Origin of the sequence: Marinobacter subterrani (assembly GCF_001045555.1) — a bacterium.
Lineage (GTDB): Bacteria > Pseudomonadota > Gammaproteobacteria > Pseudomonadales > Oleiphilaceae > Marinobacter > Marinobacter subterrani.
This window is the reverse complement of record NZ_LFBU01000002.1, coordinates 1,006,610-1,026,892: the sequence shown is the minus strand read 5'-3', so window position 1 is coordinate 1,026,892 and position 20,283 is coordinate 1,006,610. Positions and strand designations below refer to the sequence as shown.

The 20,283-nt window shown below is 58.7% G+C and carries 17 protein-coding genes, 1 tRNA gene and 1 pseudogene; 6 read left to right on the top strand and 13 right to left on the bottom strand.

The annotated features are described in order from the left end of the window. Positions 1 to 68 precede the first annotated feature (68 nt). A complete protein-coding gene (gene lipA / locus msub_RS20635; protein WP_048497965.1) occupies positions 69 to 1,112 on the top strand; it encodes a lipoyl synthase in 1,044 nt (347 codons plus the stop codon). 42 nt (positions 1,113 to 1,154) lie between these two features. On the opposite strand, the gene msub_RS20630 is transcribed toward lipA, so the two are convergent. Continuing rightward, positions 1,155 to 1,646: a Spy/CpxP family protein refolding chaperone gene (locus msub_RS20630; protein WP_048497964.1), complete on the bottom strand. Its 492-nt coding sequence runs from the start codon at positions 1,644 to 1,646 to the stop codon at positions 1,155 to 1,157. A gap of 242 nt (positions 1,647 to 1,888) precedes the next feature. Here msub_RS20630 and ylqF point away from each other — a divergent pair, with 242 nt between their 5' ends. From ylqF to fnr, 3 genes are all read left to right on the top strand, one after another. Continuing rightward, the gene (gene ylqF, locus msub_RS20625) at positions 1,889 to 2,749 is read left to right on the top strand and encodes a ribosome biogenesis GTPase YlqF (protein ID WP_048497963.1); all 861 of its coding nucleotides are present in this window, start codon (positions 1,889 to 1,891) and stop codon (positions 2,747 to 2,749) included. 110 nt (positions 2,750 to 2,859) lie between these two features. Continuing rightward, positions 2,860 to 4,068, top strand: a complete 1,209-nt coding sequence (fabB, locus tag msub_RS20620) for a beta-ketoacyl-ACP synthase I (protein WP_048497962.1) — start codon at positions 2,860 to 2,862, stop codon at positions 4,066 to 4,068. Between the two features lie 139 nt (positions 4,069 to 4,207). Then, complete coding sequence (gene fnr / locus msub_RS20615) at positions 4,208 to 4,954, top strand: fumarate/nitrate reduction transcriptional regulator Fnr (RefSeq protein ID WP_048497961.1); 747 nt, start codon at positions 4,208 to 4,210, stop codon at positions 4,952 to 4,954. A 28-nt stretch (positions 4,955 to 4,982) separates the two neighbouring features. Here the strand turns inward: fnr and msub_RS20610 are convergent, their stop codons facing one another. Then, on the bottom strand, positions 4,983 to 5,861 hold the full coding sequence (locus msub_RS20610; RefSeq protein ID WP_048497960.1) for a sugar nucleotide-binding protein: 879 nt from the start codon (positions 5,859 to 5,861) through the stop codon (positions 4,983 to 4,985). A 151-nt stretch (positions 5,862 to 6,012) separates the two neighbouring features. On the opposite strand from msub_RS20610, the gene msub_RS20605 reads away from it, so the two are divergent. Continuing rightward, on the top strand, positions 6,013 to 6,369 hold the full coding sequence (locus tag msub_RS20605; protein ID WP_048497959.1) for a hypothetical protein: 357 nt from the start codon (positions 6,013 to 6,015) through the stop codon (positions 6,367 to 6,369). Positions 6,370 to 6,386: 17 nt separating this feature from the next. On the opposite strand, the gene alr is transcribed toward msub_RS20605, so the two are convergent. The 8 genes from alr to rnr all read right to left on the bottom strand — a co-directional run bounded on the left by alr (position 6,387) and on the right by rnr (position 14,703). Then, on the bottom strand, positions 6,387 to 7,463 hold the full coding sequence (alr, locus tag msub_RS20600; protein ID WP_048497958.1) for an alanine racemase: 1,077 nt from the start codon (positions 7,461 to 7,463) through the stop codon (positions 6,387 to 6,389). Then, on the bottom strand, positions 7,463 to 8,869 hold the full coding sequence (dnaB, locus tag msub_RS20595; protein WP_048497957.1) for a replicative DNA helicase: 1,407 nt from the start codon (positions 8,867 to 8,869) through the stop codon (positions 7,463 to 7,465). Before dnaB ends, alr begins: the two co-directional genes overlap by 1 nt. Before the next feature lie 232 nt (positions 8,870 to 9,101). Beyond that, positions 9,102 to 9,548, bottom strand: a complete 447-nt coding sequence (rplI, locus tag msub_RS20590) for a 50S ribosomal protein L9 (RefSeq protein WP_048497956.1) — start codon at positions 9,546 to 9,548, stop codon at positions 9,102 to 9,104. Between the two features lie 20 nt (positions 9,549 to 9,568). Then, a complete protein-coding gene (locus tag msub_RS20585; RefSeq protein ID WP_048497955.1) occupies positions 9,569 to 10,435 on the bottom strand; it encodes a YybS family protein in 867 nt (288 codons plus the stop codon). A 26-nt stretch (positions 10,436 to 10,461) separates the two neighbouring features. Further along, positions 10,462 to 10,692, bottom strand: a complete 231-nt coding sequence (gene rpsR / locus msub_RS20580; protein WP_007154918.1) for a 30S ribosomal protein S18 — start codon at positions 10,690 to 10,692, stop codon at positions 10,462 to 10,464. Between the two features lie 25 nt (positions 10,693 to 10,717). Next, entirely contained in the window at positions 10,718 to 11,134 is a 417-nt protein-coding gene (rpsF, locus tag msub_RS20575) for a 30S ribosomal protein S6 (RefSeq protein WP_048497954.1), read from the bottom strand. 245 nt (positions 11,135 to 11,379) lie between these two features. After that, on the bottom strand, positions 11,380 to 12,117 hold the full coding sequence (gene rlmB, locus msub_RS20570; RefSeq protein ID WP_048497953.1) for a 23S rRNA (guanosine(2251)-2'-O)-methyltransferase RlmB: 738 nt from the start codon (positions 12,115 to 12,117) through the stop codon (positions 11,380 to 11,382). A 15-nt stretch (positions 12,118 to 12,132) separates the two neighbouring features. After that, a complete protein-coding gene (rnr, locus tag msub_RS20565) occupies positions 12,133 to 14,703 on the bottom strand; it encodes a ribonuclease R (RefSeq protein WP_048497952.1) in 2,571 nt (856 codons plus the stop codon). Between the two features lie 253 nt (positions 14,704 to 14,956). Between rnr and msub_RS20560 the strand changes: the two genes are divergently transcribed. Then, a tRNA-Leu gene (locus msub_RS20560) sits at positions 14,957 to 15,043 on the top strand. A 136-nt stretch (positions 15,044 to 15,179) separates the two neighbouring features. On the opposite strand, the gene msub_RS20555 is transcribed toward msub_RS20560, so the two are convergent. The 3 genes and pseudogenes from msub_RS20555 to msub_RS20545 all read right to left on the bottom strand — a co-directional run bounded on the left by msub_RS20555 (position 15,180) and on the right by msub_RS20545 (position 20,230). Next, complete coding sequence (locus msub_RS20555; RefSeq protein WP_048497951.1) at positions 15,180 to 17,090, bottom strand: hypothetical protein; 1,911 nt, start codon at positions 17,088 to 17,090, stop codon at positions 15,180 to 15,182. A 152-nt stretch (positions 17,091 to 17,242) separates the two neighbouring features. After that, a pseudogene (locus msub_RS20550) lies at positions 17,243 to 18,994 on the bottom strand (protein adenylyltransferase SelO). A 96-nt stretch (positions 18,995 to 19,090) separates the two neighbouring features. Further along, positions 19,091 to 20,230, bottom strand: a complete 1,140-nt coding sequence (locus tag msub_RS20545) for an acyl-CoA dehydrogenase family protein (RefSeq protein ID WP_048497950.1) — start codon at positions 20,228 to 20,230, stop codon at positions 19,091 to 19,093. Positions 20,231 to 20,283 lie beyond the last annotated feature (53 nt).

Here is a 20,283-nt window from a genome sequence, read left to right as displayed (position 1 = left end):
TCTTGTAACTCCCCCGCCAGCCCATTACTCTTTAATGTTCCCCAAGCCTTTATGAGAGTCCGGTTGCAATGAGCGACAGCGCAAAGCCCCGCATTACCAGTGGTTCCAAATTCCGCAATGAGCATGGCTTTTCAGCCATCAAGGATGGCGTCAAGCGGTCATCGAAGCAGGAAGCCACACCGGTAGAGCGCAAGCCCAAATGGCTGCGGGCGCGCATGCCTGGAGGCGAGCGCTACGAGGCCGTGCGCAAGAACGTCAGTGAGCACCGGTTGAGTACCGTTTGCCAGGAATCCCATTGCCCGAACATTGGTGAGTGCTGGACCGCCGGTACCGCCACCATCATGGTGATGGGGTCGGTCTGCACCCGGGCCTGCAAATTCTGCGCGGTAGACACCGGCAACCCGAAAGGCTGGCTGGATCATGAAGAGCCGGAGAACACTGCCAAGTCGGTGGAGCTCATGGGCCTTCGCTACATCGTGCTCACCTCGGTAGACCGTGATGATCTGGACGACGGCGGTGCCGCGCATTATGCCGCCTGCGTGTCCGCCATCAAACAGCGCACGCCGGAAGTGGCCGTGGAGGCACTGACTCCGGATTTCGATGCCGTTATGTCCGACGTCGAGAAAGTCGTGGATTCCGGACTGGATGTCTTTGCCCAGAATGTCGAAACGGTCAAACGCCTGACCAGTCGCGTGCGGGACCCCCGCGCCGGCTATGAGAAAACCCTCAGCGTGCTGGAGCATGCCAAGAAGCACCGCCCGGAGGTGCTCACCAAGACCAGCCTGATGCTGGGCCTGGGTGAGACCGAGGAAGAAATCCTGGCAACCATGGATGACCTGCGCGCCATCGGTGTGGATATCCTGACCCTGGGCCAGTACCTGCGCCCCACCCCGAACCACCTGCCGGTGGAACGCTACGTGACGCCGGAGGAGTTCAACCGCTACCGGGAAATCGGTCTGGAGAAAGGCTTCATGGAAGTGCCGTCCGGCCCCATGGTTCGCTCCAGCTATCGCGCCGATAAAGTCTTTGATAAAAACAATCTTGGCCTTGCCGTGCCCGAGGTCCCCCAAGCCTCGAACGCCATGCAGATTCCGGTGAAGGCCGTCGACTGAGCCGGCCCTCTTTCTTCAACTGACAATCAACAGATCGCTGAATTACTGATCCTGCTGGTCCTGCTGGTTCTGTTGCTGTTGCTGCATCTGCTGCTGTTGTTGCTGCATCATCATCTGACGCTGCTGCATCTGCTGCTGCATCTGCTTCATGCGCTTGTCCAGCTCGTCACGCTGCTCCTGGGTAAATACCTTGTCTACCTTGGCCTGCATCAGAGTGGACAGGGCGGCGATCTCACCGGTTACATCACCCAGCTTTTCGGCGTGTTTGCGAATCGCTGCTTCATCAAAATCCGACTTGATCTCATTCTGCATCTTTTCCTGCAACGAACGCGCCTGCATGCGCAGCTCGCCGATCTCGCCCTGCATCTTATCAATGATCGCACGGATGTCGGTTTGCTGCTCCTCGGTCAGGCCCACCATTTTAGCCAACTGATCAACCTGGTCCGGCGGCCCACCCGCGGACTGCTGGGCCATGACGGGAAGCGACAGGCTCAGGGCGACCAGGGCAGTGCCAAATAGTTTTACAAGCTTCATAAAATTCTCCGTTAACGGGGTGGCCACAACTGGAATACCACCGATTTACATTGATTTTGACGTTCAGGGCTTACACCCTAAAACATCCGCCCCCCGCTTTTCATCCTGATAAGCCCTGTTTTTATACATACTTCCCACTATTTGCCCCGTGACCCCGCCACCCGCGCGGGGCCAATCAAATGTGAAAGTTTCGTCATTCCCCTTCATAATGGCGCCGTTTACCGACAGCGGGAGCAAAAAAGATGGCAATTAACTGGTTTCCAGGGCACATGCACAAGGCCCGAAAGGAGATCAAACAGGTGATGCCGAAGATGGACCTCATCATTGAGGTGGTGGATGCCCGCATTCCTTTCAGCAGCGAAAACCCGCTGGTGCCGGCCCTGCGTGGTGACAAACCGCTGATCAAGGTTCTCAATAAACGCGACCTGGCCGATCCGGAGATCACTGAACAATGGCGGGTGTGGCTGGAGCAAGAGCGGGGCGTGCGCGCCATTACCCTTAGCCACAACCAGCGCAGCGAGGCGCTGGCGATCCTGAAACTGGCCGAAGACATGACGCCGCATCACGATCGCCAGAAAAGCGCACTGCGGGTGATGATTCTGGGCATTCCCAATGTGGGCAAGTCTACCCTGATCAATACCCTGGCGGGGCGCCCGGCCGCCAAAACCGGAAACGAGCCGGCGGTCACCAGGGCGCAGCAGGCGATCAAGCTGCCGAACAACATTCTGCTTTACGACACCCCCGGCTTCCTGTGGCCCAAGCTGTCGCCGGAAGCCTGCGGCTATCGCCTGGCAGTCACCGGCGCCATTCGCAGTGCGGTGCTGGACTTTGAGGATGTTGCCATGTTCGAGGCCGAGTACCTGCTGACGGCCTACCCGGAGCTGGTCAAGGCCCGCTATGGATTCGAGGAACTGCCTGAAGACGGCCTGGCATTGATGGACGGTATCGCCACAAAACGCCGGTTCTTTGGTCGCGGCGGCATTCCGGACCTGCACAAGGTGTCGGAGGTGTTGCTCAACGAATTTCGCGCCGGCACGCTGGGGCGCATTTCCCTGGAAACTCCCGAGATGGTAGAGCGTGAAGCGCGGGAAGCTGCGAACTAACCTCCCCTTACCAAGGTCAAATATCGTATCCGGCCCAAAGGGCCTAGACTGTTAAATAAGGTACTTGATCGCAAGGTCGGCCATTTCGGCCGATCGGTAAGGAGGAACTTATGAGACGCGTCGTCGTCACCGGTATGGGCATCGTATCCTGCCTCGGCAATTCACTGGATGAGGTCAGGGACAGCCTGAAGCACGGGAAATCAGGCATCCGCTTCAACGAAACCTACAAGGAGATGGGCTTCCGCAGCCAGATTGCCGGCTCTGTGGATGTCGACACATCCGTAATCGACCGAAAGATCCGCCGTTTCATGGGGCCTTCCGCCATGTACAGCTACCTGGCCATGGAACAGGCCATTGCCCAGGCGGGCCTGACCGATGACCTGGTTTCCAATGACCGCACCGGCCTTATCGCCGGTTCCGGCGGCGCCTCCTGCTCCAGTCAGGTGGAAGCCACGGACATCATGCGCGAGAAGGGTGTGAAGCGCATCGGGCCCTACATGGTGCCGCGCATCATGACGAGCACAGTGTCCGCCTGCCTCGCCACGGCCTACAAGATCCGCGGCGTGAACTACTCCATGTCGTCTGCGTGCGCCACCAGTGCCCACTGTATCGGCCACGCCATGGAACAGATCCAGGCCGGCAAGCAGGACATCGTATTCGCCGGCGGCGGCGAGGAGGAAGACTGGAGCCTGACCATGATGTTCGACGCCATGGGCGCCCTGTCGACCAAGTACAACGACGCGCCGGAGACGGCTTCCCGTCCGTTCGACACTGCCCGGGATGGCTTCGTGATTGCCGGCGGCGGTGGCATGGTGGTTCTGGAAGAACTGGAACACGCGAAGAAACGGGGCGCCAATATCATTGCCGAGCTGACCGGCTATGGCGCCACTTCCGATGGCTACGACATGGTGGCCCCCTCCGGTGAAGGCGCCCAGCGGTGCATGAAGCAGGCCATGGCCACGATCCGCGGCAAGATCGACTACATCAATGCCCATGGCACCAGCACCCCGGTGGGCGATGTGGCTGAAATGGGCGCGGTCCGGGCCACCTTCGGATCAGAAATTCCGGCCATTTCCTCCACCAAGTCCCTGTCCGGACATTCCCTGGGTGCGGCCGGCGTTCAGGAGGCGATCTATTCGCTGCTGATGCTGCAGAACGGCTTTATCGCCGGCACCAAAAACCTGACCAATCCGGACGAAAAAATCAGCGATATTCCCATCGTGGGCCCGAAAAGTCGCGAGGGAGTACTGAGCACCGTGATGTCCAACAGTTTCGGGTTTGGTGGAACCAACGCGTCGTTGGTATTCGAAAAGCTGTGAGTGCAGTAACAGTAAGGGCCCCCGGGCCCTTATTTTTGAAAATTATATTCTCAGATCATCCTGCTTGATCATTGGCAAAGACAGCTATCCGTATTAAGGTACAGTCTTGATATGGATCAAACCGGACGGATCACCACCTATGTCCCAAGCAATCCCGTTTCGTCAGGCATCGCCGCTCAAGGCGTCCTGCCATCAGTGCAGCCTGAGCAACCTGTGCCTTCCCCTGGCCATTGAAGAAAATGACCTGGACAGGCTGGAAGATATTGTCCAGCAGGGGCGAATCTTCAATCGCGGCGAGCACATCTTCGACCAGAGCACACCCTTCCGCTCCTGTTTCGCGGTGAAAAGCGGGTCGATCAAAACATCGATTATTACCGAGGGTGGTGAAGAGCAGGTCACCGGGTTTTTCATGCCCGGCGAGCTGGTCGGGCTCGACAGCCTGGGCAGTCAGAATTACGCGTGCACAGCCAGGGCACTGGAACGCACCAGCATTTGCGAATTTCCGGTGGATAAACTGGAGGAACTGACCGGCAAGCTGCCAGAGTTGCAGCACCACATGTACCACCTGATGAGCCAGGAAATCCAGAACAGCAACCAGCTCGCCATGCTGCTCAGCAAGAACACGGCGGAAGAACGCATTGCCGCCCTGCTACTGTCGCTGTCCAGCCGGTTCCAGCGCAGGCGCATGTCGCCCACCAATTTCAGCCTGCCGATGGCGAGGAACGATATCGCCAACTTCCTCGGGCTTGCGGTGGAAACCGTCAGCCGCGTGTTCACCCGGTTCCAGAACCAGGGCATTATCAAGGCCCGTGGCCGGGAAGTGGAACTGCTGGACGTGGAGGCCCTGCAACTGGTTACCCGCGAGTTCTCCCGGCAATCCAACTGATCCCTGCCCCGACCGGCCGGCTCGCGAGTTATCCTGCGGGCTCGCCGGCCACTTCCCGGCCATTGGTCTGCTTCAGCATCGACAGCTCATCCACCAGCCCGGAGCGCCAGGGTAGCTGCTTGATACCGAAGGTATTCCGGATCTTTGTGCAGACCAGCGTGGTGTTCACCGGCTCAAGGGGTCCCCAGTCGGGCATGTCGTCAATTACCCGGATCCCCTGCGGAATACCCGGAAGGCCTGCAATCGCCAGCCCAAGCTCATAGAGATTGATCTCCTCGGCGCCAGCGTACTGGTAGGTACCCCACACCTCGGCGCCACAATCAATCTGCAGCACCACCGCCGCCATCACCCGCGCCAGGTCCCGAACCGCCACCGGCTGGCCCCGGCATCGTCCGGGCAGCGACAGAGTCTCCCCGGCTGAGGTACTGGCCTGCACTTTGCGGATAAACCGCGCCAGGCTCCAGCCCGTGCGCAGGATCAAGTGCCTGGGCAGGAGCGTGCGCAGCGCCTGCTCGCATTCCCACTGCCAGTTGCCCAGTTCATTGACCGGCTGGCCGGGGTTGGAGGTAATGTAGCCACTCTGCTTGCGGCCATCAAAGACGTAACAGGAGGACAGCTGGAGCAGTGCCATGCCGTGGTCACGGGCAAATTCAGCCATGGCCACCGGCAACGAAAAAGCCGCCATGTGAGCGCCCTCGGGGTCCTTCTCGGCAGCTTCGGGGTCCGCCATCCAGAGCGCATTCACGATCAGGTCGGTATCCTCGGGAATCCAGTTCTCCAGCGCGTCCAGATCGGCATTGGTGGGGTCACTGACCAGCAACGGGCTGACATGCAGGTGCGTTTCCCGCAACCGCTCCAGCAAAATTTTCCCCAGGGGTCCGTAATCGTGAACGACAAGTACATGCACGCGGGTTCAATGCCTCCGGATATCACTGATGTGACGGTATTGCGGAACCGGTCTGGCCAATGGCTTACCATTTCCGGCCCCTACACTATCATTCCGCCTGAAACTGATTCTTTAACTTCCCTTTCGGGAGCATACAACAACAGGAACCGCCATGCTGAAACAACAGAGCCACATTGTCGCACCGATTCCCGATGAACTCAGAACCCGAGCCCTGTATACCGTCGGCGAACTTCGCGAACGCGGCAAGGCCGACAAGGAAGCCATCGACAAACTCTTCAACCTGATCGTGGACATGACCGAAGAAGGTCTGGATTTCTTTTTCCTTGAGCCGCTCAGACGGCTGCATGCCAGCAGCATGATGATGGGCATGGCCAGAATGGGCATCAGCAGCATGCTCAAGGGCAGCAAGATGGTGGTTCACAAGGTTCTGAAAAAACTCGATGACCGAAGCCTGGCTGCCATTCTCGACTTTATCGAGGAAATCATTCACGAGCCGGAGCCGGCCTGACCGCTCCCCCGCCGGGCCTACCGGTATTGCCGCCTTACCCGTGCGGTAATACCGGTCAGAAGTTCATAGGAAATGGTACCGGCACAGGCAGCCACTTCATCAACACCGACCGTTTGCCCCCACAATTCGACACTGTCGCCTTCACGGGCTTCCGGCGCTGCGGTCAGATCCACCGCCAGCATGTCCATCGAAACCCGGCCGATGAGCCGGATTCGCCGGCCATTGATTGCGGCGGGCGTGTTGGTTCCGGCATGCCGGGGATAGCCGTCACCGTAGCCGATGGCCACCATGCCCATCCGGGTGTTGCGGTCGGCAACCCAACTGCCGCCGTAGCCGACAGACTCCCCGGCGGGTACAACCCGGGTACTGATCAGCGGCGCTTCCAGCGACATCACCGGGGCCAGGCCAAGCTCCGGCCCGGTCTTGCCAACCATCGGAGAGCCGCCATAGAGCATGATGCCCGGGCGGCTCCAATCATACAGCGGCTGGTCGGGCAGAAAATGCGCTGCCGAATTACCAACGCTTTTCATCCGCCCCTCAAACGGCGCCGTTGCCCGCTCGAAAACCGAGGTCTGCTCCGCAGTCATTGTACTGTCCGGATCGTCGGCACAGGCAAAATGAGTCACGAAACCGAGTAGCTCGTGATCTACGCCCATGGCCTGCAGCCGGGCAACCACCGAAGGAAGATCGACAGGGTGGAAGCCCAGACGATTCATGCCGCTGTTCACCTTCAACCAGAAGGCCGGGCGTTTGCCCGAACGCTCCAGCCATTCAACCTGCTGGACGCTGTGGAGGACCGGTTCAAACCCGCCCTGCTCACAATCAGCCAGATCGCCACCGGCATGAACGCCCTGCAGCAGCACGACCGATTGCTGCAACCCGGCGTCACGGATAGCCAGAGCTTCCTCCAGGCAGGCCACCGCAAATTTCGGGGCCAGGCCATCCAGGGCCGCTGCAACCGGGCCGATACCATGGCCATATCCGTCCGCCTTGACCACGGCCATCACCTGCGCGCCACCGGCACGGCTGCAGGCGGCCAGGTAATTGCGCCGAAGCGCTTGCAGATCAATCCGGGCGACGGTACTACGCGGCATCAATACTCCCCGCCATAGTCGCTATAGTCGCCGTGGGCCAGGTCCTCGAATTTGGTGTACTTACCGATAAACGCCAGGCGGATAGTGCCGATGGGGCCGTTACGCTGCTTGCCGATAATGATTTCGGCAATGCCCTTGTCGGGCGTGTCCTCGTTATAGACCTCATCCCGGTAGACAAACATGATCACGTCAGCATCCTGCTCGATCGCGCCAGATTCCCGCAGATCCGAGTTGACCGGGCGCTTGTTGGGCCGCTGCTCAAGGCTTCGGTTGAGCTGGGACAGAGCCACCACAGGACAGCTCAGTTCCTTCGCAATCCCCTTCAATGACCGGGATATCTCGGAAATCTCCGCGGTCCGGCCCTCGGTGTTGCCGGGCACGCGCATAAGCTGCAGGTAGTCGACCATGATCAGGCCGATCTTGCCGCCGTTCTCGCGGGCAATCCGCCGGGCACGGGAGCGTAGCTCGGTGGGGCTCAGGCCCGGCGTATCATCAATATAAAGCGGTTTGTCCTTGAGCAGGCTGACCGCGGACGTCAGGCGGGGCCAGTCGTCCTCTTCCAGTTTGCCACCCCGGACCTTGGTCTGGTCGATACGCCCCAGTGACGAGAGCATACGCATGGCCAGCGCATCGGCCGGCATCTCCATGCTGAACACCAACACCGGTGTGCCGGTGCTGATCAGGGCGTTCTCCACGATGTTCATGGCAAAGGTGGTCTTGCCCATGGAGGGCCGCCCGGCCACGATAATCAGGTCCGAGGGCTGCATACCCGAGGTCTGGTTATCCAGATCCTTGAAGCCCGTGGTCAGGCCGGTGGTTTGCTCGCCGGACTCAAACAGTTCCTCGATCCGGCTCAGGGTCTTGGCCAGAATCGGGTTGATGGCCTGGGGCCCGGAACCTTCCTTGACCCTGGCCTCGGCGATCTGGAATACATTCCGCTCGGCCTCATCCAGGATTTCGTTGCTGTTCCGGCCCTGGGGGTTGAACGCGGAATCGGCGATCTTGCCGGACACCTCCACCAGTTGCCGAAGCACCGAACGCTCCCGAACAATATTGGCGTAGGCCTGGATGTTGGCCGCGCCCGGCGTCTTCTCCGCCAGCTCGGCCAGATAGGACAAGCCTCCGGCATCTTCGATATCGCCGGCCCGCTCCAGAAACTCGGCGAGGGTCACCACATCCAGCGGCTCACTTTCGCTGGCAAGGCGTTCCACGGCGCCAAAGATCAACCGGTGATCCTGCCGATAGAAATCGACAGCCGAGATAATCTCGGAGATCTCGTCGAACCGGCGGTTATCCAGCATCAGGCCACCCAACACCGCCTGCTCCGCCTCAACGGAGTGGGGAGGAACCTTGATGCGACTGGTTTCGAGATCGGTGCTCGCGGGCTTCAGATTGGGCTTGGCCATGAAAAAGTCTTCAGTTGGACGTCAGAACCACGACAGTTTAAGCGACCTGCCGCAGCAATGGGAGAGGGTTAACGCACGGTAACAGCATACCAGAAAGCAACAGGCCCGAAAGCCGCAAGATGCGGTTCGGGCCTGTTGGGCTGGCCGGTCGCAGCCTTGAAAAAGACCGCACCGGCCGCCGGCGTATTACCAAGGCCGGGGAAACCCCGGCACCGCTTTCAGGGAAAACGGATTACTCGGCAACAACCGCCAGCTTGATGGTTACTTCGACGTCTGAGTGCAGCTGAAGCTCAATGTCGTACTCGCCAGTCACGCGCAGCGGACCTTCTGGCAGACGAACTTCGCTCTTCTCGACTTCGGTACCACCGGCAGTGATTGCGTCAGCGATGTCGCGCACACCGATAGAGCCGAACAGCTTGCCTTCCTCACCCGCTTTGGAGCTGATGGTGAAGGACGCACCTTCCAGAGCCTCGGCGCGGGCCTGGGCAGCAGACAGCTTCTCAGCAGCCACTTTCTCAAGCTCGGCACGACGCTCTTCGAACGCCTTCAGGTTTGCTTCAGTGGCAGGTGCAGCCTTGCCATACGGAAGCAGGAAATTACGACCGTAACCGGCCTTGACCTTTACCTTGTCACCCAGGGAGCCAAGGTTTGCAACTTTCTCGAGCAGAATAACTTCCATCTCGTTAACCTCTTCGTGCTTTATTCAGCCGGCCCGGCGGGCTTTACACGCCTCCGGATATCCAGCCAGCTATCCACAAAAGCCAGAACCACTAACAGAATCATCAGACTTGGGCCCAACAGAACCAGTGCGACGTAAAACAGCACCAGCCACTGCCCACTCAGCTTTTTCAACCCAACAATGCCGTGAACCAGAGCCAGACCAGCCAGAAACAGCGGGGTTCCCGCGGCCCAGGCCAGCAGCATGGTGTTAAGCCCGAGCAACGGACCCACCACCATGGTTACCGCGCACAGCACGGCAATCGGCAATGACAGCCTCAGGCCATGGAACTCCGTGCGGAACCCGCCAGGGTTATAAAGCCCTGCCTGCCAGGCCCGCGCCATCATGGTCACGCCCACACCCGTTGCCAGGTAGGTGCCTGCCATGCTCGCGTTCATGGTGTTCCGAATGACCGTCTCAAGATCATCCCCGAGACTCTTGGCAATCTCGGCATTGTACTGTTGGTAAAAGCTCACCCCGGCCTGGACCAGATCCTCCAGCAAACCGGGATAAATCACAGGCAACATCAGCCCTGTGACGATTCCCAGAAAACTCCCCCCGAGGAGGGCCTTTTCCCAGGACTGCGTGGTCCGGATAAGCGCGGCCATCAGCATTACCTGAAGCAATACCGCCAGAGCGGTCGGGTCTTGCCCGAAAATGCTCCAGCCGAGTGCCGGCAGCAATGCCCAGAGCCCGATGTTGAGCCCCTGACTGATGCCGAGCCTGAGAATAACCAGGCCGACAACGGCTGCGCCAATCCAGAACAGCAGGGGTATCGCAGTGGTTACTGCTGCTACCCCGCCTGCCTGCAGGGGACCGCGCATTACATACTGTGCAAGTGCACGCATGGTCCCAAATCCTGTGTTTCTGTTACTTAGTTATCGTGGCTGTCCGAGTACGGCAGCAGTGCCAGGTAGCGGGCACGCTTGATAGCGGTAGCCAGCTGACGCTGATAACGTGCTTTGGTGCCGGTGATGCGGCTGGGCACGATTTTGCCGGTTTCAGTGATGTAGCCTTTCAGAGTGTCCAGATCCTTGTAATCGATCTCCTTGACACCCTCTGCCGTGAAGCGGCAGAACTTACGACGTCTGAAAAAACGAGCCATAACTTAACTCCTCAACTCCGGTTAATTACTCTTCTTCGTCCTGGGTTTCAGCACGCTGACGTGGCTCGTCAGATTCGGCTGAACGACGCGGGCGATCATCGCCGCCACGACGGTCTTCACGGGACTCGGAAGCTTTCATCGGGGACAGGTCGGTATCCGCACCATCGCGGCGCAGGATCATGTCGCGGATGATGGCATCGTTGAAACGGAAGTTGTGAGTCAGCTCGTCCATTGCGGCCTGTGAACATTCAACGTTCATCAGTACGTAGTGAGCCTTGTGAATCTTGTTGATCGGGTAGGCCAGGTGGCGACGGCCCCAATCTTCCAGGCGATGTACCTTGCCGCCATCTTCAGTGATGACGCTGGTATAACGCTCGATCATCGCGGGCACTTGCTCGCTCTGATCCGGATGTACCATAAAAACGATTTCGTAGTGACGCATGAGTTCTCCCTACGGTTTAAACAGCTTCCTTTTTACCGGACCAACTGAAAATTCGCAGCCGGCAAACATGAAAGCAAGGAGTTGACAGCCTGGGCTGCCGGTTTCTTTTTGCTTTATCAATAAGGCTTTACAAGAAAGGCTCGATCAAAAGCGAGGATTTGCACTGCCATCATTCAGGCAATACAAAACCACCCCTTAGAAAAGGGGTGACGTATTCTAGGCGGGCAGGGCCCTGTGTGCAAGGGTTAACCAAGCCGCTGGCGCAGGGCTTCGTATAGGCAAACACCCGTAGCCACGGATACATTGAGGCTGTCCACATGGCCCAGCATGGGGATATTGATCAGTTGATCGCAATGCTCACGGGTCAATCGGCGCATGCCCTTGCCTTCGGCCCCCATCACCAGCGCCACCGGCCCCTTGAAGTTGGCCTGGTAAAGCGTGGCATCCGCCTCACCCGCGGTGCCGATCAGCCACACGCCCTGATCCTGCAGATTCCGGAGGAACCGCGCGAGATTGGTTACCCTTACGAACGGCACCGTCTCGGCGGCACCGCAGGCGACCTTGCGGGCCACCGGTGTGAGGGAGGCTGATTTGTCTTTCGGCACAATCACCGCCTGGATACCCACGGCATCGGCGGTCCGCATGCAGGCCCCCAGATTGTGGGGGTCGGTTACTCCGTCGAGCACCAGCAGAAACGGTGGCTTGTCACTGCCCGCCAGTTGCGCCAGCAGATCCTCTTCCGTCCATTCGCGGCTTTCAATGACCGCCGCCACAATACCCTGATGCACCCCGGCAACCCGCTCGTCAAGCTCCCTGCGGTGCACCACCTTCCAGCGCACGCCCAGCGTATCCAATGCATCCGTAATGCTCTTGACCCGCTTGTCCTGCCGGCCGGTCTGGATCCAGACCTGCTGCAATCGTTCAGGCTCACGTTTGAGAACGGCCTCAACCGCGTGCCAGCCAAACACAAATTCTCCGGACACTGTTTACTCTTCCCGTTACTTGCCGGATTTTCGCGGCTTGGCTTTTTTATCGTCTTTGCTCGCGCCGCCGCTCTTCTTTCCTTTCTTCAGGGCAAGTTTGGCAGCCCGGGCAATCAGCTCATCCCTGGCAGAAGGCGTTTCATCGTCATCGAAGGCCTCGGGGCCTGCCTTTTTCTGAGACGCCGGGCGTTTCCTCGGGCGTTTCGGGCCAGACTCGCCGGCTGACGCACCTTTCTGGCCAGGCTTGGTTCTGCCGGGCGATTTGCCACCTTTGCTGGCACCTCGCTTCCCCTTGCCTCGCTCACCTTTATCAGGAACTTGGAGCGCGTCGCGATCCGCCTGTCGATGCACGGGCTCACTGATCAGTTCCAGGTCTATCTTCCGGTCTTCCATTCCAACCCGAACGACCTTCACACGAACCTCATCACCAAGCCGGAAACTCATTGCTGTGCGCTCACCAATAAGGCGATGCTTGGCTGAATCGTGATGAAAGAAATCCCCGCTTAGGGTCGAAACGTGCACCAACCCTTCTATGTAAACCCCCGAGAGCTCAACGAAGAAGCCAAAGGGCACGACGGAAGCGATGACGCCATCGTACTCTTCACCGACATGATCACTCAGGTATTCACACTTCAGCCAGGCCATGACATCCCGGGTGGCATCGTCGGCACGCCGCTCGGCCATCGAGGTGTGCTCACCCAACTGCTCCATCCGGGCCATATCGTAAGGATACTCGGCAAGCTCGGGATCCGGTTTCGGAGGCACAACAACATCCTTGGAAGCCTGCCCCCCGTGGATAACAGATTTGATTGCCCGGTGATTGATAAGGTCCGGGTAACGTCGGATCGGCGAAGTGAAGTGAGCATAACCCGCATAACCAAGACCAAAGTGGCCGCCCTCTTCCGGACTGTAGACAGCCTGGCTGAGTGAACGCAGCATAACCGTCTGGATCACATTGGCATCCGAGCGATCCTTGATACTGGACAGCAATGCCTGATAGTCAGCGGATGTGGGCGAATCACCGCCCCCCAACTGCAGACCCAGCTCACCCAGGAACAGCCGAACCGCATTGAGTCGCTCTTCTGAAGGGCCATCATGGACCCGGTATAGTGCCGGGAGCTTGTGTTTTTTCAGGAATCGCGCTGTCGCAACGTTCGCGCACAGCATGCATTCCTCAATGATCTTGTGGGCATCGTTGCGCTGCACCGGCACGATCTCTTCTATCTTCCGGTCGGCATCAAACACAATCTTGGTTTCGGTGGTTTCGAAATCGATCGCACCACGCTCAGTGCGGGCCTTGCGCAACAACTGATAGAGCCCATAGAGATTGTGTAACTGCGGGAGGACATTGGCGTATTGCTCACACAGCTTGTAACCCTGCTCGGTGTCCGGATGCTCCAGCATGGTGCTTACCTTGTTATAGGTAAGCCGCGCATGACTGAACATCACCGCCTGATAGAAGCTATAACTACTGATATTACCTGCGGCGCTGATGGTCATATCGGCCACCATGCAAAGGCGATCCACCCCCGGATTCAGTGAGCAAAGGCCATTGGACAGTTTTTCCGGCAGCATCGGCACGACGTGATCCGGAAAATAAACCGACGTACTTCGATTCACCGCCTCTTCATCCAGCGGTGTACCCGGCCGCACATAGTGGGAAACGTCGGCGATCGCGACCAGCAAGCGATAGCCGCCACGCGGCCTCGGCTCGCAATACACGGCATCGTCGAAATCACGGGCAGTTTCGTCGTCGATGGTTACCAGCCGTAGATTCCGGATATCCTTCCGGTTGGCCTTGTCTTTTTCTGTGACCTCTTCCGGAATTTCCGCTGTCTGCTCGCCGACAGCGGGCGGCCAGCTATGGGGAATGTCGTAGGAGCGGATGGCAACGTCAATTTCCATCCCCGGCGCCATGTGCTCCCCAAGGACCTCGACCACCTTACCCAATGGCTGGGTGCGCACGGTGGGCTGACGGACTATATCCACCACAACATATTGGCCGTGGCGGGCATTGCCGCAATTTTCCTGGGGAATCAGCACCTCGTGGTTGATCCGGGCGTTTTCCGGAACAACGAAGCTGATTCCACTCTCCTGGAAGAGACGCCCCACCGTCTGGCTGGTCCGGTATTCCAGCACTTCGACGATGACACCCTCACGCCGGCCGCGATCATCAATACGATCAACCCGTGCGGCCACGCGATCACCATGAAACACCTGCCGCATCTGGCGGGCGGTGAGAAACAGGTCAGAGCCGCCGTCGTCCGGCACCAGAAAGCCAAAGCCATCCTTGTGGCCGATCACCCGACCGGTCACCAGATCGGCTTCCTCAATGGGGAGGTAGGCGCCACGACGGTTGCAGATAAGCTGCCCGTCCCGGCACATGGCAATCAAGCGCCGGCGCAGGGCCTCAATGCCCTCCTCCGAAGACTGGCCAAGCTCGGAACACAATGTTTCATGTGTTGCGGGAGCCCCGCGATCCTTGAGATGCGAGAGGATAAATTCCCGGCTTTGAATAGGGTTATCGTATTTTTGGGCCTCACGACTGGCGTGAGGATCCCGGTCGTTTTTCTTCCTGGAAACCATTCGGATCCTTGCTTTAACTGCTGTGCCACCACGGCACAGTCTGAATTCATTTGCAATGGAGTATAACGTTGAGATGTAGCTTCTGCCTATCAACCGGCCAGGAATAGGCACAAATACCTGCCATTCTTTTTGCAAAAAAACGTTTGACAGCCCAGACCGGAATTATTAAAGTACGCGCCATCGGTTGAGGGACAATCCTCACCGCTGGCAGAAACGTACAGTTTTCAACAAACTAACGTCCTGCAAATCACCTGCCGAGGTGGTGAAATTGGTAGACACGCTAGCTTCAGGTGCTAGTGGGGGCAACCCCGTGGAGGTTCAAGTCCTCTCCTCGGCACCATTTCCTTCCTCAGGAAATGGCAAGTCAGCCAACCGGCTGACCTATTAATCTGATATCCCATTATCTATTCCGCTCTGGTGACGCATTCAACTTTCGCGCGTTTCCGGTGCTCATTCATGCTCACGATCGCGCCAGATTATTTCAACGAATCCACCAGATACTCGGACAACCGCTGATAGCTGTACTCAACCTGCGCATAGGCTGCAGACGGCAGATCATCCATGCTCCGGCCGCAGTCAACGACACTGTTATAACGCTTCAAAAAGGCCCGACTGATCAGATTCGGCTGCTCCGCAACAAAGCCGGACGCATCCGACCCGGGATAGTTCATCGCCCACTCGAATCCGCCATCTCCGGTCACCCGCTCCAGGCCGGAGAGCGCCGGATCCAGAAAGCCGTAGCGCAACAGGCGCAGATCCGGATGATCCGGATGCTCAGGGCCTGAAAAGTCCCGGGTATCAAACTCCAGGAGCAAATCGGTGAAGCCGGTCGGCTGGGGCTCATGGCCCGCAAAATTATAGCTCAGATAGCCGGTTACGACCTGGCTTGCTGTCCCTGCGTCCAACTGGGGATCGCAGGTTGCAATCTCAGAAGTCAGGGTCACAGCCTCTTTTTGGACACCGTCTTCAAGAATCCGGTACCCCGGAAAAACCTGTGGTGCTTCAGTTCCATCCGGAAGAAGAGTGTTGTCAGGAACAAGCGTTCGGGTAACGCCACCGGCGTAGTCCGCAACCAGCTCCACCAGTTCACCGCCCTCCTTTGTCCAGCGATAGGCAACCTCAGGGCTCCCACCCAGCTCGCTTGATCCCGCCAGAATGCCAGCGGGCTCGTGACATGAGGTGCTGGTCTCGAAATAGATTCGCTGGTTGTCCCAGTCGAAGATCAGACGTTCATCAACTCCCTCGGTTTTATAAGTCTCCCGGCTCTGGCTTGAGAGCGCAACGGCCGGCAGCCACTGGGTCTCGAGATTGGCCATATAGCCGTTTACCCGCACCAGCCTGGCCAGTTCCGGCATGGACGGCGCCAGGCAGCCCTTAGCGGAGACGGACACCAGCTGGCCGCCCTGGGTGTAGTCGAACCGCAGCTCGGCGGAGATATCCAGGCCGGTGCGCAGCGCCGGCAAGGTTCCCTGGTTGGCCGGTTCCGAATAGATTCTCTGGCTGGTCAGCAGAACCGGATCATCAAGCTCCAGGGCAACCCGCGGCAATTGCAGGGCATCAACGTCAACATTGGCATATCCGCCCTGAGCGGCCGCATCCACCACCGCGATCACATCCCCGGCGTTCCGCACCAGAGAAAGGCCCAACAGGAATACCGCCTCCCTGCTCAGGTAGGGCTCGGCACCGTCGCTGCCGTCTTCCGCCAGCAGCTTGTTGTAGGCATCGGGAATCTGGCTGGCCATGAATTTTGCCAGTGCCCGGGCGTAGGCATGGGAACGCTCATCCTGGGCGAGGATGTAATCCCGCACCAGGTTAAGGTCCGCCAGACTGGCGGCCACTCCGGCCTGGGCTTCCAGGAAGGAACCCAGGCCCGCCAGGCCGCGATACCGGGCCAGGGTGGTGAGCGGCGTTACATTCCGAACGCCCGGCTGCGCCGACATCAGGAATGCTCTGGCCACCGGAACCTTGCCGCTCCAGGTTTCTTCAAGCGTCTTGCCCGGTAGCGCCACGGCATACAGCGGATAGTCCCGTGGGTCCAGATCCGGCCCCAGGGTGGGCTCCAGTTCCAGTTCGGCAATATCCAGTGAGAACCGGCCTCCGGGGCCGCTCATGGCGGTCGGCTCGCCAGATGCAAGCGTGGCCGTCTCACCATTGTCCAGTTCAATAACCAGCGGGCCCGGCGTGAACTGGCTGTCGCCATCCATGTCCAGCCAGACCCGGGCGTTGTTCAGGTAGCCATCGATGACCTTGCCGGTGTAGGGCGCCGGCTCACTGTACTCCACGCCATCAAAATCCCGTCCGTCCACGGGCAACTGATCAGATTCCTTGCCGCACCCGGCCAGGACGAGGGAAAAAGCAGTAACAGAGAGACCAATGAGGCGTTTCATCGCGGCAACCGTTTATCCTTGTTAGAGGTTGTGCCGCTACTTTAGGGGATGTGATGGCCGGAGACCTTGATAGGTTTGGCAATTTGTAAAGTTTGGTAACCAGCCCGGCTCAGTCAAACCCGCCAGAAACTTTGTCGCAGTGCTTCGTCCGGCTAAGACGAGCAGCTGTAATGGGAAAGCCCTCCGAGATCGAAAAGCTCTGAGGGCTTCAGCCGGTAAAAGCGTTTCTCGACCGCCTCTGATTGCTCGGCGTAGGGCTGAGTCAATACCTGTTGCAGCTCCCTGATTGGCAGGTAATCTCCTTCGGCTGCCCGCTGGTAGGCAGGCACCACGAACCACTCACGCATGGTGTACTTTGGATTCACCCGTTTCATGCTTCGGGAACGCTCCTCGCGCGATTGCCAGCCGGCGCCATTGGCACCATTTCCGCCGATTCCAATTTGCGATTTCCACTCGCTGAACCATTGTGATCAACGCTCGAGCAGGGCTTCCGAGCCGGCTATCCCGGGTTCGTCCAGAGACCTGTAAAAGCTCTTTTTGATGGGTTCAATATCATCAGGGATCGACGAAAGCTCGCGGAAGAAAACGGTATAATCCACGGGCGTTTGCGTCATCAGCATCATCAGTTGCTTGAAGAGTTCGGTGTCAAAAGTCTCAAGCCCCAGTTTCGCTGACCACATCGTTTGCATTTCCGCCTGCATCACGTCCGGGAAGCCCTGCTGAATCTCATCCAGTTGAGCCAGTTCGTCCTCATGATCATCAAGCAGAGGCCTCAGGGCAGAGCAGAAACTTTTGAAGTTCCTTTCCGCTGCCGCGGGTTGATTCAGGAAAGCGAAGTGTTGCCCCCCGCCGGTCCAGGGTTGATAAAACGGCTCAAACACTTCGCAGAAGCCGAAGGGGCCGTAATCCAGAGTGAAGCCGCCGGCGGCGCAGTTGTCGCTGTTGAAATTACCCTGACAGTAACCAACCCGGATCCAGTTCGCGACCAGGGAGGCAAGGCGGCTGCGGAACGCCCGCGCGAGCATCACGACTTTTGTGGGGGTCGCAAGTGTTTGGTCAATAACGCCATTGTACTCCCGATCAATCAGGTGCAGGACCAGCTGCTCGAGTTCTTCAAGCGCACGGGGGTGTTCCTGCTTTCGGGCCCTGCGTCCAAAGAGTTCCAGCTGGCCCACCCGAATGAATGACGGGGCCACGCGGGTGGAGATGGCAACCGGCTCCGAAATGAGCTGGTCGGGATCCCTGGCATGGGAGCCCTCGGAGTACCAGGGTCGCCGCACCGTCTCCGTTTTCGATACATACAGGCTCAGAGACCGGGAGGTTGGGACTCCCAGCGCGTGCATGTGCTCCTGTGCCAGGAATTCACGAACGCTGGAACGCAGAACGGCCCGACCATCGGCGCCTCGACAGTAGGGCGTCCGTCCCCCACCCTTTAATTGCATTTCCCAGCGTCGACCGTTGATAGCCGCTTCCAGTACCGAAATGGCGCGGCCGTCACCATAGCCGTTGCCGGTCTGGAACGGACACTGCTGGGTGTATTCGGTGCCGTAGATGGAGAGCGCATAGCCACACGCCCAACCGACTTTGCTCATGGGTTCCGGCACGAGTGAGAGGTCTCCGGAAAACATCCGGACAAAGTCATCAGAGCGGGCCAGGCTGTCTGCAAAGCACAATTCGCGGAACAAACCTTCACTGTGGGCGACGTATTCGGGGGTCTCGATGGGCGTTGGCCTGACCGGAACGTAGTGCCCTGAAAAGACCTGTCGTGGCCGGAAGTCAACGCCATCGGGGGTCGCACCGGGATCGCAGTTCAGACGATTCATCAGGGAATAGTCTGCCATTGGTGCAAGCTCTTCGAGGCTGGTCACTTCCAGGCTGGATTCTCTCGACAACTGATTATCCATCATTGCGTCTCCTGATCCAGGAGAACGGGCAGTGCTGGCACTGCCTTCGACCGCCCCTCTGGCCAGAACCCTTTTTGCCAGAACCCAGGGCCCTGCTCAGAATGAACGGGCGACGATCTCCTTCATGATTTCATTTGTGCCGGCATAGATCCGCTGCACCCGTGAGTCTGCCCAGGCCCGTGCGATCGGGTATTCCCACATGTAGCCGTAGCCGCCGTGGAGCTGCACGCACTCGTCCATCACCTTGCACTGCAGGTCTGTGGTGAGCTGCTTCAACATTGCCGCGGTGGGAATGTCGAGCTTCTTGTCCAGATGCAGCTCCAGGCACCGATCGGTGAATACCCGGGCAGCGGTGATTTCCGCTTTCATTTCCGCCATCTTGAAGCGGGTATTCTGGAAGGCAATCACCGGTTTTCCGAAGGCATTTCGCTCCTTCACATAATCCAGGGTCCACTGCCAGGCTGCCTCGGCCGCAGCCACAGCGCCCAGAGCAACCTGCAGGCGCTCGGCCGCCAGTTCCTGCATCAGCTGGAAGAAGCCCTGCCCCTCGCCCGGGCCGATCAGGTTCTTCACTGGCACTTTCACGTCCTGGAAGAACAGCTCGGAGGTGTCCTGCGCCTTCATGCCCACCTTGTTGAGGTTCTGGCCCTTTTCGAACCCTTCCCACGCGGTTTCCACCATGAACAGGCTGATGCCTTTGGCGCCTTCCTTGGGATCGGTTTTGGCAACCACAATGACTACATCCGCAAGTTGGCCGTTGGTGATGAAGGTTTTCGAGCCGTTGAGCACATAGTGGTCGCCGTTCCTGACCGCCGTGGTTTTCACGCCCTGCAGGTCCGAACCAGCGCCCGGCTCGGTCATGGCAATGGCACCGATCATCTCACCGCTGGCCAGCTTCGGTAAATAGTGGTTTTTGAGCTCGTCGGAACCATAGTTGAGCACGTAAGGCGCAACAATGTCAGAGTGCAAGCCCCAGCCTATCCCGGTCAAGCCGGCCCTGGCCACTTCTTCAATCAACACCGCACTGTACCGGAAATCCGCGCCTACACCGCCAAACTCTTCTGGCAGGCAGGGACAAAGGAAGCCCAGCTCACCGGCCTTCTGCCAGAGCTCGCGGCTGACCTGGCCGTCTTTCTCCCACTGGTCGTGGTAAGGCGCCGCTTCCTGCTCCAGGAATTTGCGGACGGAATCGCGGAAGCCTTCAAGGTCGGCGTCGAAGAGCGTGCGTGGAATCATGGTGAACCTCGGTGAATGACCTGTGTTGTGATTGTCGTTCACCAAGTCTCTGC